Origin of the sequence: Rhizobium sp. Nf11,1 (genome assembly GCF_050587665.1) — a bacterium.
Taxonomy (GTDB): domain Bacteria; phylum Pseudomonadota; class Alphaproteobacteria; order Rhizobiales; family Rhizobiaceae; genus Rhizobium.
This window is the reverse complement of sequence record NZ_JBOBHU010000002.1, coordinates 212,668-235,381: the sequence shown is the minus strand read 5'-3', so window position 1 is coordinate 235,381 and position 22,714 is coordinate 212,668. Positions and strand designations below refer to the sequence as shown.

Here is a 22,714-nt window from a genome sequence, read left to right as displayed (position 1 = left end):
CGCTCCGGAAAGAATGCTCTTGTCGGCACTGTCTGTTCAACCGCCATCGCCGCCCTTCTGCGGCGGGGCAATCTGCAACGATACCGGTCTCCACTAAAAAGAGACCGGTCTCACAGCATATTTGATAACTGTCAATTGACCGGCCGTCAACAACTCTTGTAGTGCTGCGGCATGGAAGATTCCGCTGCGCCAAAACGTTCAGTCACAGTCGCCGATGTCGCGAAGGCGGCACGGGTGTCGAAAGCGACGGCCGCCCGCGTGCTCGGCGGTTACGGCGTCGTCAGCGGCAAGATCAAGGATCAGGTCATGGCGGCGGCGGTCGCCCTCGAATACCGGCCGAACGAGCTTGCGCGCAGCATGAGCACCGGCCGGTCCGGCATCATCGGGATCGTCGTCGGCGATATCGAAAACGCCTTCTTCAGTCTGGCGGTGCGTGGCATCAGCGATGCGGCTCGGCTCGCCGGCTTCGATGTAATCATCTCCAATTCGGGCGAGAAGCTCGAATCGGAAAAATCAGCCGTCGAACTCCTGATCGGCAAGCGTGTCGACGGCCTGATCGTGACGCCCGCCCGCTGTGACAGCTTCGACCATCTCCGACACGTCGGCCGCGCCGGTATGCCACTGGTCCTCTTCGACCGGAGCATTCCGGAGCTCGATGTCGACGCCGTGACCGGCGATGATCGCGAGGCTGCCATCGCCGCTGCCCGATTTATGGTCGACGCAGGACATCGACGTCTCGCTTACGTCTCGGCCATGGACGCCGAGGACGGCGGACTCACCGATATCAGCCGGATATCGAATTCTGCCGTGCGTGAACGCGTGGAAGGCTTCATAAGCGTGCTGACGGAAGCGGGCTTGTCCGACCCCCTTCACTCTGTGCGGCTTGGCGCGACCGATCAACCGCAGACGGACACCGTGATCAAACGCCTGCTGGCGGACCCATTGCAGCCAACCGCGGTCCTCGCATCGGACAGCCTGGTGGGGCTGCGCGTCTTCAAGTCGCTGCAATCACTCGGTCTCTCAATTCCCGGCGATATCTCGATGATTTCCTTCCTGGATGCCGATTGGACAAGCGTGACCGTGCCGCCGATTACCGTCGTCGACCAGCGCGTCTACGAGATGGGCAAACTCGCCGGCGAGCGGCTCGTCGCCCGCATCGAACAGATCCCCCTTGCCGTTGAACGGCTGCGGGTCAGTACGAGCCTCGTCATCCGCAGCTCGGTCGCAAGGATTGGCGGGTGAGCTTGTTCCAAAGCAGGAATGAAGCGGCGTCTAATCGAAAAGCTCGCCGTGGCCGATCTGCTCCCGCTTGCCCGGCACGTCGCTAATCACGGGATCGTCGGCAGGATCTGGATCTTTTTTATTTGCTTCGGTCAAAAATCGCGCCGCCTCGAGGAATGCGACCGAGATTTCCTCGGTTCCCCAACCGGCTTCATTGGCGGCTGCAATCAGCCTCTCCAAAGCGTCGCGCGCAGCAGCACTCGCTTCTTCGAAGCGCTGAGCGGGAGCCTCGGCTTTTGGTGGTGGAAAGGTCATCGGCGTTCCCTCCATGGTCTGGCTATCAGGATGAACGCAGCTCTTCCTAAATGGATGCACGACGAAGACAATTTAGCGGCGGATGCGCCTGATTTCTCGATCAGATGACCGTCTGCAGCAGAAACGGGGACCGCTCCAGCGGACGCTGGGCGAGGATCCTAAGCATCGCCGGACCCTGTATGCCGGTTGTCGTGCGCAAGCGGCCGTCGTGATAGACGACCGTCATGACCTGGTTGAGAATATCATAGCGTATCTCAGCGATCGTCCGGGTGTGAACCGGAAATACGCATTCGTCGGGCTCGGATATTTGCCCGGAGGTGTTCAAAGTCATCGCGATGCCCCAACGATAACAGCGCTCTGTCCCTCGCCCCCTGTTCAGTGCATCCGGCCCGGAAATCATAAGCGCTAAGCGGCCCAATCAAGCATATATTGCGCCCATGGTCGCGTGACATCAGCGTGACATGCAGTTTCGTCTGAAAAAATGCATAGAAATCAGCAGCTTATGCAAGCGGCAAGTGCCTGTAAAAGTCACGCGATTAATGCAATGTCGTCTGCAATGCGTGGACCCGAGCGACCTGCGGCCAACGTTCGCTCCTGCGCGCGAGCGACCGGACGGCCTCGTCCACCGCAAGAACGGCGTCCCTCAGCCGTTCGATCTCATAACCGAGTTCATATCGCTCGACCTCATCAAGATCATGCCTGTCCAGCAGCCCTCTCGCCGCTTCGATCAAGCGCTCCGCGCGCCGGACAATATCGAGAGCGCTTCGTATAAGGACGTCGAGCATGCATTTCCCTCCTTGCCCGACAGACAGTCGGGCAGAATCGGGATGCTGGCAATCCTAAAATCTTGTCAGATCCGCTCGCGCATCCTTTCGTACAAATCCTTGAGTTCGCGCAAGGCCGACGGCCCACGATGGCGCGGTGGGGAGAGCTGACGCGAGGCAAGCGCCAACAAACCCGCGACAGCAGCCATGAGGGCAAAGGATGATAGCGGATAATGTTTCACCAGAGCTCCGGTCTGGCGGGCAGCCTCTTCGGCGCCGGCCTTTGCCGATCGCCCGGCGCTGATCACTTGCTGCTGAAGCCTATCGACCTGTTGCCGCAGATCGCTCAATTCTGTGCGCAAATCATTCTCGGCCTGGCGGGGGACCCCGACGGAGGCGGTGTTGATATCGATGATCGCTTTCGGAACCGGCTCGCCGATTTTGGCTCCTTCGGTATCAAGCGTCGTCCCGACAGTGTTCTTGCGGCGCGGCATGATCAGGTCTCCTTCCTAGTCGTCATCGAGCGAAAAAACCGGTCGGTAATGGCGCTGGGAAATCACCAAGCTTCGGTCGGGCTGGATAATATAAATCTCCTCGACTTGCCGCCCCCATTGATCCGTGAAGGTGTGCGGAAAGGATGAACCGACCGGCGATCTGGTCAACTTGGTGCGCGGCTGACCGTGATAGGTGATGCTGCCTGGGATGGGCTCCAACCCGGCCGACGAGTAATTACCTGCGCTGGTCATGCAGCCTGTCAGCGCGACGGCCAAAATCAGCGCCAGTCCCATGCTCCGCCTCATCGAATCCTCCGGCTGCTTCGGCATTTGCCTGTCGCACAAATAACAAGGCGCGGCGGACATTGTTCCGGAACCCGGTGGTAGCAGGCAGGAGTTCCTCTTCGAACAGGAACACCGGGGCGGCGGTTATTTCGAAGCGAAGCGCGGCGCTGCGTCGATGCGTATCGCCGACGCGGAAGCGCCGAACTGGCGCGCCAACGTTTCATCCAGGCCGCCCATTGCGGCCGGTGTCCTGGCGTAAAGGCAAGAGAGGCTCCGAAGCGCTCGAATAGCGGCTCCGTGCGCTAACGCACCAAGGAAACAGGCCGCTTGGTATCAAACGGGGCGGCTACTATCTTGATTAGGTGAAGAGCGATGACGTTAACCGGCAATCGTGGCGGACTTTCATGTCGATTTTCTACCGACCGATACTCCCGCAGGATTTCAGATGCCTGTCGAAGGCTGTCATGAGCTGGTATCGCCATTTCGGCGTCTCGGTAAGCGAACACGACAGCCAGATCCTGTGCAGCGCCGCCATCCAGCTCTTCAATGAAGGCAAGACCGATGTCGACGAACTCGCCGCAGGATTGATCGAGATGTTTCCCGCCCCGGATCTGCTCAAGATCAATGCTGCCACCTCTCACTCGATCCACTAACATCTGCTAACCTTTGCTTCGGCGAGCCGAAGTTGCCGCAAACAAGAGGCGAAGCTCCTCCTTCGCGCGGTGCCACCCACTCTCGGAACAGGGTGCGCTTTGCCGCGTTCTCACGGTCTGAAGGAGGTGCGTTATGGCCAAGACAAAGATTCCGAAGAAGATTGCAGGTTACAAGGTGCCGAAAGCCATCCGAAAGAATTCCATACTGAAAACCTTACTGGCGAGCCCCACCGGTCGTGACACGCTGGGAAAGGCGCTGATTGCGGGAGCCGGCGCTGCTGCGGCCGTGCTGGTGGAGGACCGCGAGGACATTGCCGGCGCCGCAAAATCGAGTACGCGCAAGAGCGCGAAGACTCTTGGGCTGGTCGGGCAGGCCTTCCATAGTGCCGCCGATGCGGCCATCGATGTTGTGCGTGAGGCCGCCAGTTCGGCGCTTCCGAAGAATATCCGGAAGCAGGCGGAAGAAAACCCTCGGAAGGGCGTCGCCGTGCATTAGATGCGACGCCGCCCCGAAAGCATTCGAAGCGAAAGCTGGAATCTCTCTTGCGCAAACGCGCCGATAAAGGCGTCTTGTCTCAGGCCAAAGCGGCCGCGACGGCCAAGGCGCTCGGAAAGCTTGTGCGCAAGCACCCTCTTATCGCGGCCGAGATTGCCCTGGCGGGAACGGCCAGAGGAATCGCGGTCGCGGCCGAGGAAGTAAAGCATCGCATTCTACCTGATCATGATGTCCAGGAAATCGGAGACAAGGATTCCGGGGAAATCGACTGAAAGACCAGGATCTGAAGGAGCCTGGCGAGGCCATTCTGAAGGAAACGCGGGCCAATATCACACCGAAGCAGCTGATCAAGGATGAAATCACATCCGCAGGCCACCAAGAAAGAGATCGTTCGTGCGGCCTTCTACGCTCTTATTGCACATGCCGGCAACGACCCCGAAATGGCCGGCATCCTTCAGGAGTTCGCGATCACCCAGCGTGCCGACGAAATCGAGTGAAACTGCGGCGGCCGAAGATATCGGCTTCCCAAGCGTGGATGAAATCCTGGCCCGCCGTCGACCGGACAACTAAAGCTCGTCGCTGCGGCGCTTTACCGCGTGTTTTACAGCCAGCAAATGTCGGCGCCGTTCGATCATGTAGTCAGCATAGCCGACGCAGATGTAAAGCAATGTCGGGCCGGCGTAGATGACGATGAGAGCCAGTGCAACAAGGATGAATGCGGTCGTCATGGTCTGTTTTCCGTCATGTTGATCATGTGAAGCGGTGGACCTCGTGCTTTGGGCTCATCGGGTTCCACCGCCAGGTCTGTCCCTCACTTCTCTCTTGCGTCGTGGGTGTGGTGGCGATCATGCTCGCCGCCGCCGCCCGAAACCTTGCTTCGCGTACGTCTATCCGGCTCGGCTGGCGGCTTCGGTATCTCGAGCGGCGCCTTGGCGTTTTCATGGGATGCGCCTGGGCCGCCCTGGCGGATAGTCGATGGGCTCTTCTTCGACGTAGACATAGATGCCTCCTACCTGTCCTGCTGGTAACCCTGATGGGTGGTGTTGACTTTGGTGTTTCCTAGTTGACCCTTCTTATCAGGGTTTTCGTTGCCGCTTGCCACCGCAGTATCCTCTGACTCGGTCTGCCGGGGCTTGCCGGCTCCCTTGTTACTGACGTTGTCGGCGGGAATGGGAGGTAATCTGCTGCTCATCACCTTGTCCTCATTTAGGATTCCGATTGGAGCTGTGATCCGAGTATTGCTCGGTCTGAATCGTCTTGCCGTCGAGACCGCGCTCTTTGGAGTGCCGGGTCTTGTCACGGTTCGAAAGAACTGTGTTTGCGGGAAGCTTTTCCTCGTCGAGATTGGTCATCGCGCCGCTTCCGTCGCCCTTCCCCTTCGCGCCCGCGCCAATATGTTTCCGGTCGGCATGTGCCATGGTTTTCTCCTTTCATTTGTGGAGTCAAACACGCCAAGCTCATGGAGGTTCCGGGATGCGAAACTCAAATCGCCTGACGCTCGAGCGGACAAGCTGAGACGTCCTAAGGCTTGTCCAGGTGCCGCTGCAGTTCGCCCTTGGGAATGAAATTGTCGGTGCTGCCCGGCTCATGATCGGGATGCGATACCTTCACGTCGAGATCGTCAGGAAGCGACAATGCCTGCTTGGCGTTCATGATGCCCAGCGGCACCCGTCCTTCCTCGGTTTCTACGGCAACTTCGACAAGTGGTCTTCTGGCTTTCATCTCGGCGATCCTTATCCCTGTCTATTCGAAATCCGCCTGCTTCCTGATCGTTCCGTTGCCGCGTGAATCCGTGGCCTTTCTTCCCGCATCGCCGCCGTAATGCGATGCAGCAGAGGGTTCGACGCCAGCTCCGCCAACGACAGCGACAACTTCAGCTTCCAATTGGGGTAACTGTCGCTCGTGCCAGGGATATTGGTGGGCCTTTTCTCGTCGGTCATGTCGGCAAGCCGAACCGCCACGAGAAGCGACGGAGTACGGGCCACGAAGCGGTAGGCGCTGACCGTCAGTTCCCTCAAGGTCTTCCGGCTCGCCCTTGCGCTGAGACGGGCCGGCACATCGATGTCGGCAGCGCGGAGCGCCGCCTTCAGATTTCGTCGCTCGCGCCGGCGGTGCTGGAGATGTTTTGCCGTGAGATCGGGCGGCACGATGCCGTGGTCGCGGCGATCCTGGATGTCGGCGCTGCGCCACCAGCCGGCGAGCGTCTGATGGTCGTGCGTTGAAATGCAGGTCAGGCCAAAGACGGGATAGGCATCCGGCGGCTTGAAGCCTTTTTCGTCCTGTTCATAGGAGAGAATGCGATACGAAAGGATCTGCGCCGCCGCCAGCTCGTCAGGCAAATCCGGCGGGATCATTCCCAGCGCTTCGCCGATGACGAGGCATCGATACTTGGCGGAGGTCTCGGCCAGGATCTGCAGAAGCTGATACTGGGGGTAGCGGACATAGGCGCCGCCATCCGGCCTGCTGCCGAGCGGCACCAGAAACAGGCGCCGGAGCGCCGGGGCGTGATCGATCCGGATCGCACCGGCATAGCGCATGGCGGCGCTCACCATGCGCCGGTAAGGCGAGCTGTCTCCCGAAGCGATCGCGGAAGGCAGATATCCGGCTAGATGCCAGTCCTGTCCCTCCACCGCGAATGGATCGGGAGGGCTGCCGATGGTCGCCTTCGAGATATAGACATCCGGCTCGCTCCATGTGGCCGATCCGTCGACCGCCTCGCCCACGGCGAGATCGAGATAAAGTCCGATCCGCAGGCCGGCTTCCCGCGCCCGGTCCGCTGCCTGAAGCAGTTGCTGATGAGCGAGCCACTGCAGCCACATGTGGAAGCGGACCTCGTCCGCATGCTCGCGCGCGAATTCGGCGACGGCGGCGCTGTCAGAGCGCCGGAAATCTGCCGGCCACCCCCGCCAGCCGGCGCCTGCCCCGCGTTCCGCCATGGAGAGCGAAAGACATTCAAAGAGCGCATGGCGCCGCAAGCTGTTGCCGCCGCGCGCGACGAAGGCATCGAAATCAACGGGATCGTAGCGTTCATCGGTTGCACCCGCCTGCAGCCAGGCGCTCCATAGGTCCCGCAGAATTCCAAGCTTGGTCCTCGCAACTCCGGCATAATCGACAAGGTCGCTTCGGCGAAGTCCCTCCAGTTGCCGTTCGAGTTCGGCACTACTGACAAAACCTGGCAACCTATCGACCGCGATATAGAGCGGGTTGAGATGCTGACGGCTTGAAGGTTCATAAGGGCTGCAGCGATCGGGATCGGCAAGAAATGGTGCGTGCAGCGGATTGAGACCGATAAAATCAGCGCCAAGCTTCCCCGCCAGGTCGGCCACGTCTGACAGATCCTCGAAATCGCCGATGCCCCAGTTTCGCGCCGAACGCAGTTCGTAAAGCTGCAGGCTGATACCCCAGACCCGCGTGTTGAGCAGGAAGTCCGGCAGAAATGACTTGGGACTTGCGTCATTCGCCGGCCCCGGCTCCTGCTCCCGCCGCGGTGCAACCGTCTGCCGATGGGTGGTTCCTGACAGATCGACTTCCAAAGCCGAGAGTATCTTGCGTTTGGTGTCGGCGGAAATCGCCACCTCGCGATCCTCGGGACTGGGCCTGGTCGGGCTGATCCCGTATCGCCGGGCGAGCTTTTCGAGCTCGGCGGATTTCATCGTCCGATCGCCTTCATGCCAGGCCCTCACGCGAGATGCTCCAGATCACCGTCCAGGGCGCCAATTGTCCTCCATCGCTGCCGCCGAGGCGGAAGATCGTTTCGCCTTCTTGGCGCCGCCGCAGAAGCGGCGCCGCCTCGCCGCCGAGATTGGCATCCAGATGAAGGCGCCGGTCGCCGGCCAGGACCCAATCCACCGCGAGCGTTGCACCTGCGGAGCGGTAGACCCCGTTTCCGCCTCTGGCTCCTTTCAGCAGGGGTACGATCCGTCGATGTCGGAGGTCGAGAAGCGTCTTGTAGAATTCAAGCATTTCAGACGCGCGTTTCGACCAGTCGAGCTTGGCAGCCGCAAAGGTCGACGGCGCCGTCGGATCGAGATGCTCGTCCACATCGAAACCCGGCAGGCGCGAAAGCTCCTCACGCCTGCCCTTTCTGACCTTTTCGTTCAGATCCTCGTTGAAATCGCAGAAAAACGGAAAAGGTTCTCGCGCACCCCATTCCTCACCCATGAACAGCATCGGTATCTCAGGTGCCAGCAGGTAGATCGATGTGACGGCCTTGATGGCATTGGTCGGGCTCGAAGCCATAATCCGGTCCCCCAGCGCCCGATTGCCGATCTGATCATGGTTCTGGATAAAGGAGACGAAGGCGGTGGACGGCAGATGGCCGCTCGGCTTACCCCGGCTCCCGCCGCGATAGGGCATATGCTCGCCCTGGAACACGAAGCCTTCCGCCAGAGCCCGGCCGAGCTTGCCGGCGTCACTCACGTAATCGGCATAATAGCCGAAGGTTTCCCCCGTGGCAGCGATATGCAGCGCGTGATGCAGGTCGTCGTTCCATTGGGCGTTGAACAGCCTCGCCTCACCGTCTGCGTCACGCTTCAGAAGGTCGCTGTCATTCTCCTCGTTTTCCACGATCAGATGAACATGCCGGCCACCGGCCGCAGCTCTGACGCGGCGCGCAAGCGCGTGAAGAAGATGCTCAGAACTGTCGTCCATGATGGCGTGGACGGCGTCGAAGCGAAAACCGTCAAGTCTGAACTCGCTGATCCAATAGATGGCGTTCTCTATGACGAATTCGCGGATCATCTCAGAGCCGTCGCCGTCATAATTGATGCCGTGGCCCCAGGGCGTCTTGTGATGATCGGTAAAGAGCGGTGCGTAGGAGGGAATATAGTTCCCGTCTGGCCCAAAGTGGTTGTAGACCGCGTCGAGAAAGACCGAAATGCCACGTTCGTGCGCCGCATCCACCAGCGCCATGAGATCTTCCGGCCGGCCGTAACTGCTGTCGGGCGCATAGGGAAGCACGCCGTCATAGCCCCAGTTGTAGCGGCCGGGGAAGTCGCTGAGCGGCATGATTTGCAGCGCCGCGACGCCCAGTTCCCGCAGATGGTCGAGACGTTCGATCGCGGCCCTGAAGGTCCCCTGCGGTGTAAAGCAGCCGATATGCAGTTCGTAGATGACCATCTCTTCCCATGGCCGGCCCGTCCAGTCGCCCGTTTTCCAGCGATAGGCGGAAAGGTCGACCACTTCGCTCGGACCATGCACATCCTGCGGCTGGAAGCGCGAAGCAGGATCGGGAATTTGAAGACCGTCCGGCAGGATGAAGCGATACTGCGTACCAGGGCCGGCATTCGCGACCGCGCACTTATGCCAGCCATCTTCAGCCGCTTGCATCGGGCGCGGATCAGAGCCTTCGATTTTCAACGAAACGCTTTCATGCAGTGGAGCCCAAAGGCGAAACAGAACGCCATCTTCGGTGAATGCGGGGCCGAACATCGTTTTGGTCAAGGGGAAGCCTTCGGTGAGTGAGGATGGGTTTGAGTAACTTTCAGCAGAGCGAAAAGTTTCGCCGGGGTAGAGTACGCGCGACGAAATCTCATCAGCGGTCGCGGCGTGTTCATGCTGAAAGGTTCACACGGACGAAGAGCAGTTTTCCATGTTAACCGCGGGCCTCATGGGCGGCATCCGCGGGCACGGCAGCCGATTCCTCCGCCACTCAGGCTGGTGACTTAGGGGTGAATGAAGAAACGTCGATTATGCAGCATCCCCCAACGGCTGCCGCTTCGATCATCATGCCGCTGCGACCTTGTCTCTCAGCGCCTCGTCCATGGCCGCTTGGAGCTGCTCTTGCGTGAACGGCTTCGCCATCCTGAGCATCCGGCCGAGCCCCTGATCCTCGGCAAGCTCGACATAGCCGGAAGCGAGGATAACGGGCAGGTTGGGGAAGGCTGAACGAAGATGGCGTGCGAGCTCGGCGCCCGTCATGCCCGGCATGGCATGATCGGTGATGACGAGATCACACTCCTGTCCGCCGGCGAGGAATTCCAAAGCTTGGGTAGCGGAAGCCGCTTCCCGCGGCAGGTGCCCGAGGTCCTCCAGCATTGCCACGGTTCCGGTCCTGACGAGTGCGTCGTCGTCGACGACGAGGATGGCAAGCGATCGCGAGACCGGATTCAGGGGTTCCGCGGTCGCAGGCACGACTGCCGGCTGCGCCTTGGCAATGGTCTGCGCGACCGGCAGCCAGAGCGAAACGGTCGTGCCCTTGCCTCTCGTGCTCGAAATCTGGATCGAACCGCCCGATTGCGCTGCCAGGCCGTGCACCATCGACAGGCCGAGCCCGGTGCCCTTGCCGATCCCCTTCGTGGTGAAGAATGGCTCGGCAGCGCGCAGAACCGTCGCTTCGTCCATTCCCTCGCCATCGTCCGACACCGATATCTTGATGTAATTTCCACCTGCAAGACCGGCCGGCCGGGTCTCCTCCGCCGCAGCCGCGACGGTCACCGCACCGCCGCTTTCGAGCGCATCCCTCGCATTGACGAACAAGTTGAGCAGCGCCAGTTCCAGCTGATTGCTGTCCACCAGCAGCGGCTCCAGATCCGCAGGGATGCGCTTTCGGATTTCGACGCGCGGTCCGACCGCCTTGGCGAGCAGATCCTCGACGTTTTCGAACAGGCGGAGGAAATCGACCGCCTGCGGCTTCAGCTCCTGTCGGCGAGCGAAGGCAAGCAGGCGCTGGGTGAGCGCCGTACCGCGTTCGGCCGCCTGAATGGCGTTCGTCACCAGACGTTCGCTGCGCTCATCCGCCGGAAGCCGCTTCTTGAGCAGACTGAGGCTGCCAAGCACCGCCATCAGAAGGTTGTTGAAGTCGTGCGCCACGCCGCCTGTCAGGTGGCCGATCGTATCGAGCTTCTGTGCCTCGAAGAGCTGCGCCAGCGCCTCCTCGCGTTCGCGTGTCCTTTGGTCGATGCGGTGCTCCAGCTCCTCGTTCAGCTGACGCAGCTGCGCCGCCGACGCTTCGAGCTCAGCGGTGCGCTGATGCACCCTGGCCTCCAGTTCGGCGTTCAGACGTTCGAGTTCCCGCGTCTTCCTGTAGAGATCGGCAAAGACCCTGACCTTGGCCCGCAGCACTTCAGGCACGATCGGGACGGAGACGTAATCGACGGCGCCTACCGCATAGCCGCGCAACCGGTCGGGTTCGGCCAGCATCACGGCGGAGACGAAGATGATCGGTGTGTGTTGATAGCGCGGATGCTGGCGGATCATGCTGACCAGTTCGAATCCGTCCTGCTCGGGCATGCAGACGTCGACGAGGATCACGGCAATTTCCGTGCGCAGCAGGTGCTCGAAGGCTTCGCGCGCCGATTGCGCCTTGATCAGATTTTCCTCGAGCTCTTCGAGAATGACCTCGTAGCTCAGGAGTTTGGCGGGCTGGTCGTCGACGAGGAGGATGTTGACGGGGTTCATGGCCGGATCCTCAGCGGTGCAGCCACATACGCAGAGCCGAGAGGAGCTGCTCGGTGTTGACGGGCTTTGCCAAGTAGTCCGACGCGCCCGCTTCCAGGCATTTCTCCCGGTCACCCTTCATCGCCTTAGCCGTCAGCGCCAGGATCGGCAGCCGTCGGAAGCGGGGCTCCGACCGGATCACCTGCATCGTCTCGTAACCGTCCATCCCGGGCATCATGATATCCATCAGCACGATCGCCACCGAGGGCTCGGTGTTGATGACCTCGATTGCCTCGCTACCGGTCGTCGCGGTCAGCACTTTCATGCCGCGACGTTCGAGAACGCTGCTCAGCGCAAAGATGTTGCGGGCGTCATCGTCGACGAGCAACACGGTCTCGCCGACGAGATCCTCGTCCGAGCTGTGCAACTCCTGCAGCGTCGCCTGCTTTGCCGCCGGCAGGTCGGCCACCACCCGGTGCAGGAACAACGCCGTTTCGTCGAGCAGCCGCTCGGGCGACTCCACGCCCTTCACCACGACGCTGCGCGCCATGCTGTGCAGCGTGGCGTCTTCCTCAGGCGAAAGCTCCCGGCCTGTGAACACGACGACCGGGACTTCGGCGATCTCGGCGTCGTCGCGGATCTGCTCGAGCACTTCGAAGCCGGACATGTCAGGCAGTGTGAGGTCGAGCACGACGCAGTCGGCCGAGCCCTGCCGGAGAACCGTGAGTGCCTCCGATCCGGAGCCGACGCTTGTTATGTCGATGTCATCGTGCCCAAGGAGGGCGGTGACGCTCATGCGTTCGGCTTCGTTGTCTTCCACCAGCAGCAGCTGTTTGCGGCGCGGCTCGGCATAAGCCTTCAGCCGCGACAGCGCCTTGCCGAGACCTTCCGGCGTTGTCGGCTTGCTCATGAAGGCGAAGGCGCCGCGAGTCAGCCCGTGCTGGCGGTCCTCGTCGAGGCTGATGATCTGCACCGGAATGTGTCGCGTCTGCGAATTCTGCTTGAGCTGGCTCAGCACCGTCCAGCCGAGCATGTCGGGCAGGAAGATGTCGAGCGAAATCGCCGACGGCCTGTATTCCTGTGCAAGAACAAGCGCATCGCTGCCGCGCATCGCGACCAACACCTTGAAGCCGTTGTCGCGGGCGAGATCGACGAGGACGCGGGCATAATGCGCATCGTCTTCGACGACGAGCAGCACGGAGTCGCCGGGCTCGATCCGGTGGCGGTCGTCCGCGACATGTTCGGCGGGTTTCTCAGCCCGGCGGGCAGCCGCCTCGGCGAATTCAACGACATTCGCCGCTGCCGGAGCCGACTTCGGCGCGACCGCGCCGGCGCCGACATAGGTGAGCGGCAGGTAAAGCACGAAGGTGCTGCCGACACCCGGCGTGCTGCGCAGCTGGATCTCGCCGCCGAGCAGGTTTGCCAGTTCGCGGCTGATGGCGAGCCCCAGGCCGGTGCCGCCATATTTGCGGCTGGTCGAGGCGTCCGCCTGCTGGAACGCCTCGAAGATGATGCGCTGCTTCTCAGGCGGAATGCCGATACCGGTATCGATCACTTCAAAGGCGATGACCGATGGCGCATGCCGGAGCGAGGGATGCTCCGGCGACCAGCCGCTCGCCGCCGAGGCGACGCGAAGTGTGATGCCGCCCTGCGCCGTGAATTTGAAGGCGTTCGACAGCAGGTTCTTGAGGATCTGCTGCAGCCGCTTCGAATCCGTAATGATGCTCTTCGTCACATCGGCGCCGACCTCGATCGCGAAGGACAGGTTGCGGTTTTCCGCCTCGTGCCGGAATGGCCGCGCCATCACTTCGAGCAGATTGCTGACAAAGATCTCCTCGGCGTCAACCGAGACCGTACCGGACTCGATCTTTGACAGATCAAGAATATCGCTGATGAGGTTAAGCAGATCGGTGCCGGCGCCGTGGATGGTCTTTGCGAATTCGACCTGCTTTGCCGAGAGGTTGCCGTCGGGGTTTTCGCCAAGCTGCTGGCCGAGGATAAGGATCGAATTCAACGGCGTGCGCAATTCATGCGACATGTTGGCGAGGAATTCGGATTTGTACTTCGAGGTGAGAGCAAGCTCCGTCGCCTTTTCCTCGAGCGCGCGGCGGGCCTGCTCGATTTCCTGGTTCTTCGCCTCGACTTCGACGTTGCGTTCCTCGAGCTGCTGCGCCTTCTGGCCGAGCTGCTCGTTGGTCTGTTGCAACTCGCGCTGCTGCGTCTGCAGTTCGGCCGCGAGCTGCTGCGACTGCTTGAGCAGGCCTTCGGTCTGCATGGTCGCTTCGATCGAGTTGAGAACGATGCCGATCGACGTCGTCAGCTGGTCGAGGAAGGAAAGCTGCAACTCGGTGAATTCACCTGCAGAGGCAAGCTCGATCACCGCCTTCACCTGCCCCTCGAAATGCACCGGCAGGACGATCGCGCTTCGCGGCAGCGTCGTGAACACGCCCGAACTGATCGGAACAACATTGTCGGGAAGATCGGTGACGAGGATGCGGCGGGCGTCGCTGGCGCATTGGCCGACGAGGCCTTGGCCGAAGTCGAGCCGCAGCGGATGCGCCGCTTCGACGCCCTGCGCATAGACCGAGAGCAGGGACAGGAACGGCTGCTCTTCGTCGGCGTCCACTTGGTAGATGACGCCCTGATGCGCGCCGACCAGCGGCGCCAGCTCCGAAAGCAGCATCTTGCCGACCAGCGTCAGGTCGCGCTGGCCCTGCAGCATGTTGGTGAAGCGCGCCAGATTTGTCTTCAGCCAGTCCTGCTCGGTGTTGCGCTCCGTCGTCAGGCGCAGATTGTCGATCATCGTGTTGATGTTGTCCTTGAGCTCGGCCACTTCGCCGCGCGCATCGACCTTGATCGACCGCGTCAGGTCGCCCTTGGTGACGGCGGTGGCGACCTCGGCGATGGCACGCACCTGCGTCGTCAGATTGGCGGCAAGCAGGTTGACGTTGCCGGTCAGATCCTTCCACGTTCCCGCGGTACCGGGAACATTCGCCTGACCGCCGAGGCGGCCTTCGACGCCGACTTCGCGCGCCACCGTAGTCACCTGATCGGCGAAGGTCGCAAGCGTGTTGGTCATGTTGTTGATCGTCTCGGCAAGGGCTGCCACCTCGCCCTTCGAGGCGACGGTGAGGTTCTGCTTCAGGTCGCCGTTTGCGACCGCCGTCACCACCTTGACGATGCCGCGCACCTGTTCGGTGAGGTTGGCGGCCATGACGTTGACGGTGTCGGTCAGATCTTTCCAGGTGCCGGCGACGCCGGGCACCTGCGCCTGACCGCCGAGCTTGCCTTCGGTGCCGACTTCGCGAGCGACGCGTGTGACTTCGCCGGCGAAGGCGTTCAGCTGGTCCACCATCGTATTGATCGTGTTCTTCAGTTCGAGGATTTCCCCCTTCACGTCGACGGTGATCTTGCGCGAGAGGTCGCCGCGCGCCACGGCGGTCGTCACTTCGGCGATGTTGCGAACCTGCGTCGTCAGATTGGCGGCGAGCAGGTTGACGTTGTCGGTCAGGTCCTTCCAGGTGCCGGCGACGCCGGGAACGACGGCCTGCCCCCCCAGCCGGCCATCGGTGCCGACTTCGCGGGCGACACGCGTCACTTCGCCGGCGAAGGAGCGAAGCTGGTCGACCATAGTATTCAGCGTGTCCTTCAAGAGCAGGATCTCGCCGCGCACATCGACGGTGATCTTGCGCGACAGGTCGCCATTGGCGATCGCAGTCGCCACCTCGGCGATGTTTCGCACCTGCGCCGTCAGGTTGCCCGCCATGGAGTTGACACTGTCGGTCAGATCCTTCCAGGTGCCGGCAACGCCTGGTACCTGCGCCTGGCCGCCGAGTTTGCCTTCGGTGCCAACTTCGCGGGCAACACGCGTGACTTCGCCGGCGAAAGCGTTCAGCTGGTCCACCATGGTATTGATGGTGTTCTTCAGCTCAAGGATTTCCCCCTTCACGTCGACAGTGATTTTGCGTGAGAGGTCGCCGCGCGCCACGGCGGTCGTGACTTCGGCGATGTTGCGCACCTGACCGGTGAGGTTCGAAGCCATGGAGTTGACGTTTTCGGTCAGATCCTTCCAGGTCCCGGCCACACCAGGCACCTGCGCCTGACCGCCGAGCTTGCCTTCGGTGCCGACCTCTCGGGCCACACGCGTCACCTCGGAGGCGAAGCGGTTCAGCTGATCCACCATGGTGTTCAGCGTTTCCTTGAGCTCGAGGATTTCGCCCGAGACCGACACCGTGATCTTCTTCGACAGGTCGCCATTGGCGATCGCCGTGGAGACTTCGGCGATGTTGCGCACCTGCGCCGTCAGGTTGCCGGCCATGGAATTGACGCTGTCGGTCAGGTCCTTCCAGGTGCCGGCCACGCCAAGCACGTTGGCCTGGCCGCCGAGCCGGCCTTCGGTGCCGACTTCACGTGCGACGCGCGTGACCTCGCCGGCAAAGCCGTTCAATTGATCGACCATCGTATTGATGGTCTCTTTCAGTTCGAGGATCTCACCCGACACCGGAACGGTGATCTTCTTCGAAAGGTCGCCCTGGGCGACGGCAGTCGCGACTTCGGCGATATTGCGCACTTGGCCGGTCAGGTTGGAGGCCATGGAATTGACGCTGTCGGTCAGGTCCTTCCAGGTGCCGGCCACGCCGCGCACGTTCGCCTGGCCGCCAAGCCGGCCTTCCGTGCCGACTTCGCGCGCCACGCGCGTCACTTCCGAAGCGAAGGCGTTCAGCTGGTCGACCATCGTGTTGATGGTTTCCTTCAGTTCGAGAATTTCGCCCTTCACGTCGACGGTGATCTTCTTCGACAGGTCGCCATTGGCGATGGCTGTGGAGACTTCCGCGATATTACGCACCTGCGCCGTCAGGTTGCCGCCCATCGAGTTGACGTTTTCGGTCAGGTCCTTCCAGGTGCCGGCGACGCCACGTACGTTCGCCTGACCGCCGAGCCGGCCTTCCGTTCCCACTTCGCGGGCGACACGCGTCACTTCCGAGGCAAAGGCGTTCAGCTGATCGACCATCGTGTTGATGGTTTCCTTCAGCTCGAGGATTTCGCCCGAAACCGTCACCGTGATCTTCTTCGACAGGTCGCCATTGGCGATCGCGGTGGAAACTTCGGCGATGTTGCGCACCTGCGCCGTCAGATTCGAGGCCATCGAATTGACGTTGTCCGTCAGGTCCTTCCAGGTGCCGGCCACGCCAGGCACCTGCGCCTGGCCGCCAAGGCGGCCTTCGGTGCCGACTTCACGCGCCACACGCGTCACCTCGCCGGCAAAGCCGTTCAACTGATCCACCATCGTGTTGATGGTTTCCTTGAGCTCCAGAATTTCACCCGAAACGTCGACGGTGATCTTGCGCGAGAGATCGCCGCGCGCAACCGCCGTCGTCACCTGCGCGATGTTGCGCACCTGGGCTGTGAGGTTGCCGCACATCGCGTTGACCGAGTCGGTCAGGTCCTTCCAGGTGCCGGCGACACCCGGCACCAGCGCTTGGCCGCCAAGCTTGCCTTCGGTGCCGACCTCACGGGCGACGCGCGTCACTTCGGAAGCGAAGGAGCGCAGCTGATCGACCATGGTGTTGATCGCTTCCTTAAGCTGCAGGATCTCGCCGCGCACGTCGACGGTAATCTTCTTGGAGAGGTCGCCGTTAGCGACCGCGATCGTCACCTCCGCGATGTTGCGCACCTGCGCCGTCAGGTTCGACGCCATCGAGTTGACGCTTTCAGTCAAGTCCTTCCAGACGCCCGTCACCTCGGGCACCTGCGCCTGCCCACCGAGCTTGCCGTCAGTGCCGACTTCGCGGGCAACGCGCGTCACCTCCGAGGTGAAGACGCTGAGCTGCTTGATCATCGTGTTGACGATATCGGCCGAGCGCAGGAATTCGCCCTTCAGCGCCCGCCCGTCGACATCGAGCGGCACGGTCTGCAAGAGATCGCCTTTGGCGACCGCGGTGATCGTGCGGGTGACCGCCGTGGTCGGCCACAGGAGATCGTCGATCAGGCCATTGATCGAGCCTTCCATTTCCGACCATGAACCATCCGACAGGCCGAAGCGCACCCTGGTACTTGTCCGCCCGTCGCGGCCGACGACCTGGCCGACATGTTCGAGCTGCCGGGCCATGCGCTGATTGGCGGCGATGATGTCGTTCAGCGCATCGGCGACTTTGCCGGTCACGCCGGTCAGGTCAGAGCGCATCCGCACGGAAAAGTCGCCGCGCCTGACCGCGACCAGCACTTCTAAAAGGGCGCTGGCATCGTCGTACGCCATGCTTTTGTGGTCGTACCCGTTGATGCTCTCAGCAGCAGCGTCGTCGCGCGAAAATTCACCGGTTTGCGTGCTCACGAAATCCCCCCTGTTCGACAGAGGGTAATTAGTGCTCGACTGGAAAAAGGCTATGGGTGTGCCGCAGGGTTGCAGAGGTAGGCCTAACCCAGTGTCGACGGCCAAACTTTGCCGGCGTGGGAACAGTTTCCCGCTGGCCGTCGTTTCCGTCCTGACAAGGAGAACGACATGTCGAACGTCTCAAGGACAGGGAAAGACGAGATCAACAATGCGACCAGCCCGACGACCTTCGGAAAGTCGGTCGAGAGCCAAGCGCAGATGCAGGATGCCGCGGCGGAGGCATCGTCCGAAACCGGCGGCGAGGTGCTGAACATCTACCGGCTTGAGCCGATCGCCAAACCCGACGATCCCAGATGGGGCAATGCGCCCAATCACGGCGCCATCGTCGTCGCTGCCCGGACGCCGGGCGATGCCAGAATCGTTGCCGCGGCACGCGAGCTCGATTTCATGGAAGTCGATGCGGCGCCTGCCGAAGATGTCACCACGGCCAATGCCAGCGCCTTTCGTGACGACAAACTCTACACCGTGATCGAGATCGATCGGGACAGACGTGATATAAAGCGGGGTATCCTAGACGGCACGGTCTCGGTCGACACAATCCGGCCGGTCGAACAGGACTAGAAATCCTTTCTTCACCCGGGAGTTCTCATGAATACCGCCAATCTGCAGCTCAAGGGCCTGATCATGGCAATGGCCTCGATATGCGACGCGATCGTCGAAAAGGAATTGCTTACGCGCGCGGAAATCGATGCCGCGCTCTCGAAAGCCAAAAGGGCTATCGAGGAGGACGACGACCATGAGCTCTCCGGCGCCAACCTGGCGGCAATCCTATTTCCAATCCGTGTGCTGCAGCTTGCCGGCGAAGCCGGCAGCAAAGGCGAAGGGGCGACATTTTCGGATTATGCCAAGCTCGTGGGCAAGCTCAGCTGACCATGTTCCAAGGCTTTTCTCTCGATTCCGTCGACGTCGGACCGGGTTCGCTTCGCGTCCGACACGGCGGATCAGGACCAGCCGTTCTTCTCCTCCACGGCCATCCCAGGACGCATATGACCTGGGGGAAGGTGGCTGAGCTGCTGGCGCCCGACTACACGGTCGTCTGCCCCGACCTTCCCGGCTTCGGCCGCTCCTACCAGCCGGCCGATGCTCCCGACAGCAGCAACTCTTCGAAGCGCGCCAAGGCTGAAGCGCTGGTCGCGCTGATGCGGCGACTGGGGCACGAAAACTTCGCGGTGGTCGGCCACGACCGCGGAAGCCTGACTGCCTTCCGCATGGCGATGGACCATCCCGATCGCGTGCAGAAACTCGTCATCGCCGACGGCATCCCCGTTATCGAGCATCTCGAACGCGCCGACTGGAAATTTGCCCGGGACTGGTACCACTGGTTCTTCTTCGCTCAGCCGGAAAAGCCGGAGCGGGCGATCATGGCCGATCCCTTGGCATGGTACGACAAACTCTCGCCTGAACTGATGGGAAGGCCGGCCTATGACGACCTTATCGACATTATCCACGATCCAGCCGTGATCCACGGGATGATCGAGGATTACCGCGCCGGCCTCAGTATCGACCACCGCCACGACCGCGAGGGCCGCGATACCGGCCGGAAAGTGATCTGCCCCATGCTGTGCCTCTGGTCGTTGCGCGACGATATGGAACAGATCTACGGCGATCCCGTCGCTATCTGGCGAAACTGGGCCGAGGACGTGCACGGCTTCGGCATCGACAGCGGCCATCACGTGGCCGAGGAGAACCCACGAGCTCTCTCGCAGGCGATCCGGAAGTTTCTCGAAAACGATAGCAGTATCTGGACTTAGGACATGGTCTGGCAGGCGAGTTAACTGGGCGCAGTGTCCAGCACCGTCGATTTCTGCGATAAGTTGATCCATTTGGTCTTGTTTTCCTGCGCCTCCTGTGGCTATACCCCCGCCCATAAACTCACGCACCGGGATTTCTACGTGATCTGCTTTAAATCACTTCTGGCCGCCTGCGGCCTCTCCGCTCTAATCGGCCTTGCCGCGGCCCCGTCATTTGCCGGCTCGACCACCTACCCGCTGACGCTCGAAAACTGCGGCGCTGAGGTGACCTTCAAGAAGGCGCCCGAACGGGCGATCGGGCTTGGCCAGAACAGCGCGGAAATCCTGCTGTTGCTCGGCCTTCAGGACAAGATGGTCGGCACCGCCTTCTGGCCGAGCAAGGTTCTGCCGCAGCTCGCCGAGGCAAATGCCAAGGTCAAGCTTCTCACCGTCGAGATGCCGACCTTCGAGTCGATGCTCGCGGAAAATCCCGATTTCGTGGCGGTGGCCTTGCCAAGCCTGGTCGGCCCGAACAGCAAGATCGCCAAGCGCGAGGATTTCGACAGGGTCGGCGTCTCAACCTACCTCTCGCCGAGCACCTGCCTCAGCACCAAGGACGTCAAGGACCAGTACGGCAGCCGCCGCGAGTTGTGGAACATGGATCTTCTCTACAAGGAGATCGACGAACTCTCTCAGATTTTCGATGTCGCCGATCGGGGCCAGGCGCTGATCGCCGATTTCAAGGCGCGTGAAGCCAAGCTTCGCGGGAGCGTTGCCAAGGACGGCCAGAACCTGTCCTACGTCTTCTGGTTTTCCAGCCCCAGCCCGTCGGCCGACGCCTATGTTGGTGGTAAAAACAGCGCCTCCGGCTTCATCGCCGATCTGCTCGGCGGACATAATGCGATCACCGCCGACGCAGAATGGCCGACCGTCGGCTGGGAAGGCATCATCGCCTCCAACCCCGACGTCATCGTCGTCGCCAGCCTCGACCGCAACCGCTGGGAGCTCGACAAGCCCGAAGCCAAGATCAACTTCCTGAACTCCGATCCGGCCGTCAGCCAGATCCCGGCCGTCAAGAACAAGGCTCTCGTCGTCATGGACGGCCAGGCCATGAACCCGACCATCCGAACGATCTACGGCGCCGAGCAGGTAGCCGAGCAGCTGAAGGCGCTCGGTCTGCGGAAGTGACCGACGCAGGCCGTCTCTTCCGGCAGCTGGGAGCGGTCACCGCACTGCTGCTCGCTTCCTTCTGCCTCATCGCTGTCGCCATCGGCGTCAGCGTCGGGATCGGCGATCTGCCGATTCCGCTGGCGACCACCTTTTCGGCGGTCACCAACCGGCTCGGATGGACCGCGGTCGAGCTGAACCGCATCCACGAGACGGTCATCTGGGATTACCGCCTAAGCCGCGCGCTCGTCGCCGCCTTCTGCGGCGCCGGACTGGCGCTGTCGGGCGCCATCATGCAGTCGCTGCTGCGCAACCCGCTTGCCGAACCCTATGTGCTCGGCATCTCGGCCGGCGCTTCTACCGGCGCCGTCGCAATCGTTATCCTCGGGCTCGGCTCGGGCGCGGTATCGCTGTCATCAGGCGCGTTTGCCGGCGCCTTCGCAGCCTTCTTCTTCGTCGCATTGCTGTCGAACGGCACCCGCGGCGGCGCCGACCGCACCATTCTCGCCGGTGTCGCCGCATCGCAGCTCTTCAACGCCTCGACCTCCTATATCGTCACCACCTCGGCCAATGCCCAGCAGGCCCGCGACGTCATGTTCTGGCTGCTCGGCAGTTTCGGCGGCGTGCGATGGCCGGAATTCGCGCTTGTTTCGGTCGTCGTCGGCCTCGGCCTTGCCGCCTGTGTGCTCTATGCCCGCGTGCTCGACGCCTTCGCCTTCGGCGACGAGGCGGCATCCTCGCTCGGCGTCAATGTCGGGCGCGCCCGCATGGTGCTCTTCGCGCTGACGGCCATGATGACCGCCACGATCGTCAGCATGGTCGGCTCGATCGGCTTCGTCGGCCTCGTCGTGCCGCATGTCGCCCGCTTCGTCGTCGGGCCGCTTCATATCCGTCTTCTGCCGGCCTGCGCCATATCAGGCGCCATCTTCATGGTGCTCGCCGACATCGCCGCGCGTGCCCTCATTCCCAACCAGATCCTGCCGATCGGAGTCGTAACGGCGCTGGTCGGCGTGCCCTTCTTCTCGATCATCCTCTACCGGTTCCAGCGCGCGTCATGAGCATCAAGGCCGACAACCTCACCTGGAAAATTGGCAGCAAGACCATTCTGGACGGCGTCTCCATGGAGGCGCAGCCCGGCCTGATGCTCGGCTTGCTCGGACCGAACGGCTCGGGCAAGACCTCGCTGCTGCGGCTTCTCGCGGGCCTGAAGCGGCCGCATTCCGGCCGCGTCACACTCGACCGGAGCGATATCGGCACGATCAGCCGCCGCTCGATCGCCCGGCGTATCGCCTTCGTCGAGCAGCACGCAACGACGAACGCCAATCTCAAGGTCATCGACGTCGTCAAGCTCGGCCGTTTCCCGCACCGGTCGATGTTCTCCGGCTGGACGAAGGCTGACGAAGAGGCGGTCGAGGCAGCGCTCGCCCGCGCCGGCATGGCCGAAAAGCGCAACGATCGCTGGCAGAGCCTATCGGGCGGCGAAAAGCAGCGCACCCACATCGCCAGGGCGCTTGCCCAGTCGCCGCAGGAACTCATCCTCGACGAACCGACAAACCATCTCGACATTCAGCACCAGATCGGCCTGATGCGGCTCGTTTCCGGCCTGCCGATCACCAGCATCGTCGCCCTGCACGATCTCAACCATGCCGCCATGTTCTGCGACGAGCTTGCTATCATGCAGCAGGGCCGGATCGTCGCGTCAGGCGCGCCAGAGGATGTGCTGAGCGAGGCGCTGCTGCGCGAGGTCTTTTCGGTCGAAGCCCGCATCGAAGCCTCCGCCCATCATTCGCGCCCGCATATCCACTATCTCAGGTGAGAACG

General features: G+C 61.9%; 25 protein-coding genes. 11 read left to right on the top strand and 14 right to left on the bottom strand.

Annotated features, from left to right (window positions below):
* Nucleotides 1-171: 171 nt before the first annotated feature.
* A complete protein-coding gene (locus ACQ7C1_RS03955) occupies nucleotides 172-1,242 on the top strand; it encodes a LacI family DNA-binding transcriptional regulator (protein ID WP_430957398.1) in 1,071 nt (356 codons plus the stop codon).
* A 30-nt stretch (nucleotides 1,243-1,272) separates the two neighbouring features.
* On the opposite strand, the gene ACQ7C1_RS03950 is transcribed toward ACQ7C1_RS03955, so the two are convergent.
* From ACQ7C1_RS03950 to ACQ7C1_RS03930, 5 genes are all read right to left on the bottom strand, one after another.
* Nucleotides 1,273-1,536: a hypothetical protein gene (locus ACQ7C1_RS03950; RefSeq protein WP_097600623.1), complete on the bottom strand. Its 264-nt coding sequence runs from the start codon at nucleotides 1,534-1,536 to the stop codon at nucleotides 1,273-1,275.
* Between the two features lie 100 nt (nucleotides 1,537-1,636).
* Complete coding sequence (locus ACQ7C1_RS03945) at nucleotides 1,637-1,867, bottom strand: hypothetical protein (protein WP_430957397.1); 231 nt, start codon at nucleotides 1,865-1,867, stop codon at nucleotides 1,637-1,639.
* A 205-nt stretch (nucleotides 1,868-2,072) separates the two neighbouring features.
* Entirely contained in the window at nucleotides 2,073-2,321 is a 249-nt protein-coding gene (locus ACQ7C1_RS03940; protein ID WP_430957396.1) for a hypothetical protein, read from the bottom strand.
* A gap of 65 nt (nucleotides 2,322-2,386) precedes the next feature.
* Nucleotides 2,387-2,794, bottom strand: coding sequence for a hypothetical protein (locus ACQ7C1_RS03935; RefSeq protein ID WP_430957395.1), 408 nt, complete (start codon nucleotides 2,792-2,794; stop codon nucleotides 2,387-2,389).
* 15 nt (nucleotides 2,795-2,809) lie between these two features.
* The gene (locus ACQ7C1_RS03930; RefSeq protein ID WP_430957602.1) at nucleotides 2,810-3,100 is read right to left on the bottom strand and encodes a hypothetical protein; all 291 of its coding nucleotides are present in this window, start codon (nucleotides 3,098-3,100) and stop codon (nucleotides 2,810-2,812) included.
* Between the two features lie 383 nt (nucleotides 3,101-3,483).
* On the opposite strand from ACQ7C1_RS03930, the gene ACQ7C1_RS03925 reads away from it, so the two are divergent.
* From ACQ7C1_RS03925 to ACQ7C1_RS03910, 4 genes are all read left to right on the top strand, one after another.
* Nucleotides 3,484-3,732, top strand: a complete 249-nt coding sequence (locus tag ACQ7C1_RS03925; RefSeq protein ID WP_176536349.1) for a hypothetical protein — start codon at nucleotides 3,484-3,486, stop codon at nucleotides 3,730-3,732.
* A 133-nt stretch (nucleotides 3,733-3,865) separates the two neighbouring features.
* Complete coding sequence (locus ACQ7C1_RS03920) at nucleotides 3,866-4,228, top strand: hypothetical protein (protein ID WP_097600563.1); 363 nt, start codon at nucleotides 3,866-3,868, stop codon at nucleotides 4,226-4,228.
* Between the two features lie 47 nt (nucleotides 4,229-4,275).
* Nucleotides 4,276-4,500 (top strand): hypothetical protein, encoded by a 225-nt coding sequence (locus ACQ7C1_RS03915; protein ID WP_430957394.1) that lies wholly within the window; start codon nucleotides 4,276-4,278, stop codon nucleotides 4,498-4,500.
* Between the two features lie 81 nt (nucleotides 4,501-4,581).
* Complete coding sequence (locus ACQ7C1_RS03910) at nucleotides 4,582-4,725, top strand: hypothetical protein (protein WP_221112737.1); 144 nt, start codon at nucleotides 4,582-4,584, stop codon at nucleotides 4,723-4,725.
* A 69-nt stretch (nucleotides 4,726-4,794) separates the two neighbouring features.
* Here the strand turns inward: ACQ7C1_RS03910 and ACQ7C1_RS03905 are convergent, their stop codons facing one another.
* From ACQ7C1_RS03905 to ACQ7C1_RS03865, 9 genes are all read right to left on the bottom strand, one after another.
* On the bottom strand, nucleotides 4,795-4,956 hold the full coding sequence (locus tag ACQ7C1_RS03905; RefSeq protein ID WP_164517833.1) for a hypothetical protein: 162 nt from the start codon (nucleotides 4,954-4,956) through the stop codon (nucleotides 4,795-4,797).
* Between the two features lie 83 nt (nucleotides 4,957-5,039).
* Entirely contained in the window at nucleotides 5,040-5,228 is a 189-nt protein-coding gene (locus ACQ7C1_RS03900; protein ID WP_088685813.1) for a hypothetical protein, read from the bottom strand.
* Nucleotides 5,229-5,237: 9 nt separating this feature from the next.
* Nucleotides 5,238-5,420, bottom strand: coding sequence for a hypothetical protein (locus ACQ7C1_RS03895; protein WP_430957393.1), 183 nt, complete (start codon nucleotides 5,418-5,420; stop codon nucleotides 5,238-5,240).
* Between the two features lie 10 nt (nucleotides 5,421-5,430).
* Complete coding sequence (locus ACQ7C1_RS03890; RefSeq protein ID WP_097600560.1) at nucleotides 5,431-5,646, bottom strand: hypothetical protein; 216 nt, start codon at nucleotides 5,644-5,646, stop codon at nucleotides 5,431-5,433.
* A gap of 103 nt (nucleotides 5,647-5,749) precedes the next feature.
* Complete coding sequence (locus tag ACQ7C1_RS03885; RefSeq protein ID WP_183698362.1) at nucleotides 5,750-5,950, bottom strand: hypothetical protein; 201 nt, start codon at nucleotides 5,948-5,950, stop codon at nucleotides 5,750-5,752.
* A gap of 11 nt (nucleotides 5,951-5,961) precedes the next feature.
* Nucleotides 5,962-7,881: a 4-alpha-glucanotransferase gene (malQ, locus tag ACQ7C1_RS03880; RefSeq protein WP_430957392.1), complete on the bottom strand. Its 1,920-nt coding sequence runs from the start codon at nucleotides 7,879-7,881 to the stop codon at nucleotides 5,962-5,964.
* Nucleotides 7,882-7,894: 13 nt separating this feature from the next.
* Nucleotides 7,895-9,670 carry a malto-oligosyltrehalose trehalohydrolase gene (gene treZ / locus ACQ7C1_RS03875; RefSeq protein WP_430957391.1) on the bottom strand — a complete coding sequence of 592 codons (1,776 nt, stop codon included), beginning with the start codon at nucleotides 9,668-9,670 and terminating at the stop codon, nucleotides 7,895-7,897.
* A 282-nt stretch (nucleotides 9,671-9,952) separates the two neighbouring features.
* Nucleotides 9,953-11,626, bottom strand: coding sequence for a response regulator (locus ACQ7C1_RS03870; protein WP_430957390.1), 1,674 nt, complete (start codon nucleotides 11,624-11,626; stop codon nucleotides 9,953-9,955).
* A gap of 10 nt (nucleotides 11,627-11,636) precedes the next feature.
* A complete protein-coding gene (locus ACQ7C1_RS03865) occupies nucleotides 11,637-17,936 on the bottom strand; it encodes a HAMP domain-containing protein (RefSeq protein ID WP_097600555.1) in 6,300 nt (2,099 codons plus the stop codon).
* A gap of 168 nt (nucleotides 17,937-18,104) precedes the next feature.
* Between ACQ7C1_RS03865 and ACQ7C1_RS03860 the strand changes: the two genes are divergently transcribed.
* From ACQ7C1_RS03860 to ACQ7C1_RS03835, 6 genes are all read left to right on the top strand, one after another.
* The gene (locus ACQ7C1_RS03860) at nucleotides 18,105-18,557 is read left to right on the top strand and encodes a hypothetical protein (RefSeq protein ID WP_183698366.1); all 453 of its coding nucleotides are present in this window, start codon (nucleotides 18,105-18,107) and stop codon (nucleotides 18,555-18,557) included.
* 27 nt (nucleotides 18,558-18,584) lie between these two features.
* The gene (locus ACQ7C1_RS03855) at nucleotides 18,585-18,866 is read left to right on the top strand and encodes a hypothetical protein (RefSeq protein ID WP_221112738.1); all 282 of its coding nucleotides are present in this window, start codon (nucleotides 18,585-18,587) and stop codon (nucleotides 18,864-18,866) included.
* Nucleotides 18,867-18,868: 2 nt separating this feature from the next.
* Nucleotides 18,869-19,747, top strand: coding sequence for an alpha/beta fold hydrolase (locus ACQ7C1_RS03850; RefSeq protein WP_430957389.1), 879 nt, complete (start codon nucleotides 18,869-18,871; stop codon nucleotides 19,745-19,747).
* Between the two features lie 141 nt (nucleotides 19,748-19,888).
* Entirely contained in the window at nucleotides 19,889-20,914 is a 1,026-nt protein-coding gene (locus tag ACQ7C1_RS03845) for an ABC transporter substrate-binding protein (protein ID WP_430957388.1), read from the top strand.
* On the top strand, nucleotides 20,911-21,951 hold the full coding sequence (locus ACQ7C1_RS03840; RefSeq protein ID WP_430957387.1) for a FecCD family ABC transporter permease: 1,041 nt from the start codon (nucleotides 20,911-20,913) through the stop codon (nucleotides 21,949-21,951). The genes ACQ7C1_RS03845 and ACQ7C1_RS03840 overlap by 4 nt, the downstream gene beginning before the upstream one ends.
* The gene (locus ACQ7C1_RS03835) at nucleotides 21,948-22,709 is read left to right on the top strand and encodes an ABC transporter ATP-binding protein (RefSeq protein ID WP_430957386.1); all 762 of its coding nucleotides are present in this window, start codon (nucleotides 21,948-21,950) and stop codon (nucleotides 22,707-22,709) included. Before ACQ7C1_RS03840 ends, ACQ7C1_RS03835 begins: the two co-directional genes overlap by 4 nt.
* Nucleotides 22,710-22,714 lie beyond the last annotated feature (5 nt).

Excerpts from the sequence above, each read along its gene's own strand:
- ACQ7C1_RS03955 (WP_430957398.1), top strand. The coding sequence starts at position 172 with ATGGAAGATTCCGCTGCGCCAAAACGTTCAGTCACAGTCGCCGATGTC.
- ACQ7C1_RS03950 (WP_097600623.1), bottom strand. The coding sequence starts at position 1,536 with ATGACCTTTCCACCACCAAAAGCCGAGGCTCCCGCTCAGCGCTTCGAA.
- ACQ7C1_RS03945 (WP_430957397.1), bottom strand. The coding sequence starts at position 1,867 with ATGACTTTGAACACCTCCGGGCAAATATCCGAGCCCGACGAATGCGTA.
- ACQ7C1_RS03940 (WP_430957396.1), bottom strand. The coding sequence starts at position 2,321 with ATGCTCGACGTCCTTATACGAAGCGCTCTCGATATTGTCCGGCGCGCG.
- ACQ7C1_RS03935 (WP_430957395.1), bottom strand. The coding sequence starts at position 2,794 with ATGCCGCGCCGCAAGAACACTGTCGGGACGACGCTTGATACCGAAGGA.
- ACQ7C1_RS03930 (WP_430957602.1), bottom strand. The coding sequence starts at position 3,100 with ATGAGGCGGAGCATGGGACTGGCGCTGATTTTGGCCGTCGCGCTGACA.
- ACQ7C1_RS03925 (WP_176536349.1), top strand. The coding sequence starts at position 3,484 with ATGTCGATTTTCTACCGACCGATACTCCCGCAGGATTTCAGATGCCTG.
- ACQ7C1_RS03920 (WP_097600563.1), top strand. The coding sequence starts at position 3,866 with ATGGCCAAGACAAAGATTCCGAAGAAGATTGCAGGTTACAAGGTGCCG.
- ACQ7C1_RS03910 (WP_221112737.1), top strand. The coding sequence starts at position 4,582 with ATGAAATCACATCCGCAGGCCACCAAGAAAGAGATCGTTCGTGCGGCC.
- ACQ7C1_RS03905 (WP_164517833.1), bottom strand. The coding sequence starts at position 4,956 with ATGACGACCGCATTCATCCTTGTTGCACTGGCTCTCATCGTCATCTAC.
- ACQ7C1_RS03900 (WP_088685813.1), bottom strand. The coding sequence starts at position 5,228 with ATGTCTACGTCGAAGAAGAGCCCATCGACTATCCGCCAGGGCGGCCCA.
- ACQ7C1_RS03895 (WP_430957393.1), bottom strand. The coding sequence starts at position 5,420 with ATGAGCAGCAGATTACCTCCCATTCCCGCCGACAACGTCAGTAACAAG.
- ACQ7C1_RS03890 (WP_097600560.1), bottom strand. The coding sequence starts at position 5,646 with ATGGCACATGCCGACCGGAAACATATTGGCGCGGGCGCGAAGGGGAAG.
- ACQ7C1_RS03885 (WP_183698362.1), bottom strand. The coding sequence starts at position 5,950 with ATGAAAGCCAGAAGACCACTTGTCGAAGTTGCCGTAGAAACCGAGGAA.
- malQ (WP_430957392.1), bottom strand. The coding sequence starts at position 7,881 with ATGAAATCCGCCGAGCTCGAAAAGCTCGCCCGGCGATACGGGATCAGC.
- ACQ7C1_RS03870 (WP_430957390.1), bottom strand. The coding sequence starts at position 11,626 with ATGAACCCCGTCAACATCCTCCTCGTCGACGACCAGCCCGCCAAACTC.
- ACQ7C1_RS03860 (WP_183698366.1), top strand. The coding sequence starts at position 18,105 with ATGTCGAACGTCTCAAGGACAGGGAAAGACGAGATCAACAATGCGACC.
- ACQ7C1_RS03855 (WP_221112738.1), top strand. The coding sequence starts at position 18,585 with ATGAATACCGCCAATCTGCAGCTCAAGGGCCTGATCATGGCAATGGCC.
- ACQ7C1_RS03850 (WP_430957389.1), top strand. The coding sequence starts at position 18,869 with ATGTTCCAAGGCTTTTCTCTCGATTCCGTCGACGTCGGACCGGGTTCG.
- ACQ7C1_RS03835 (WP_430957386.1), top strand. The coding sequence starts at position 21,948 with ATGAGCATCAAGGCCGACAACCTCACCTGGAAAATTGGCAGCAAGACC.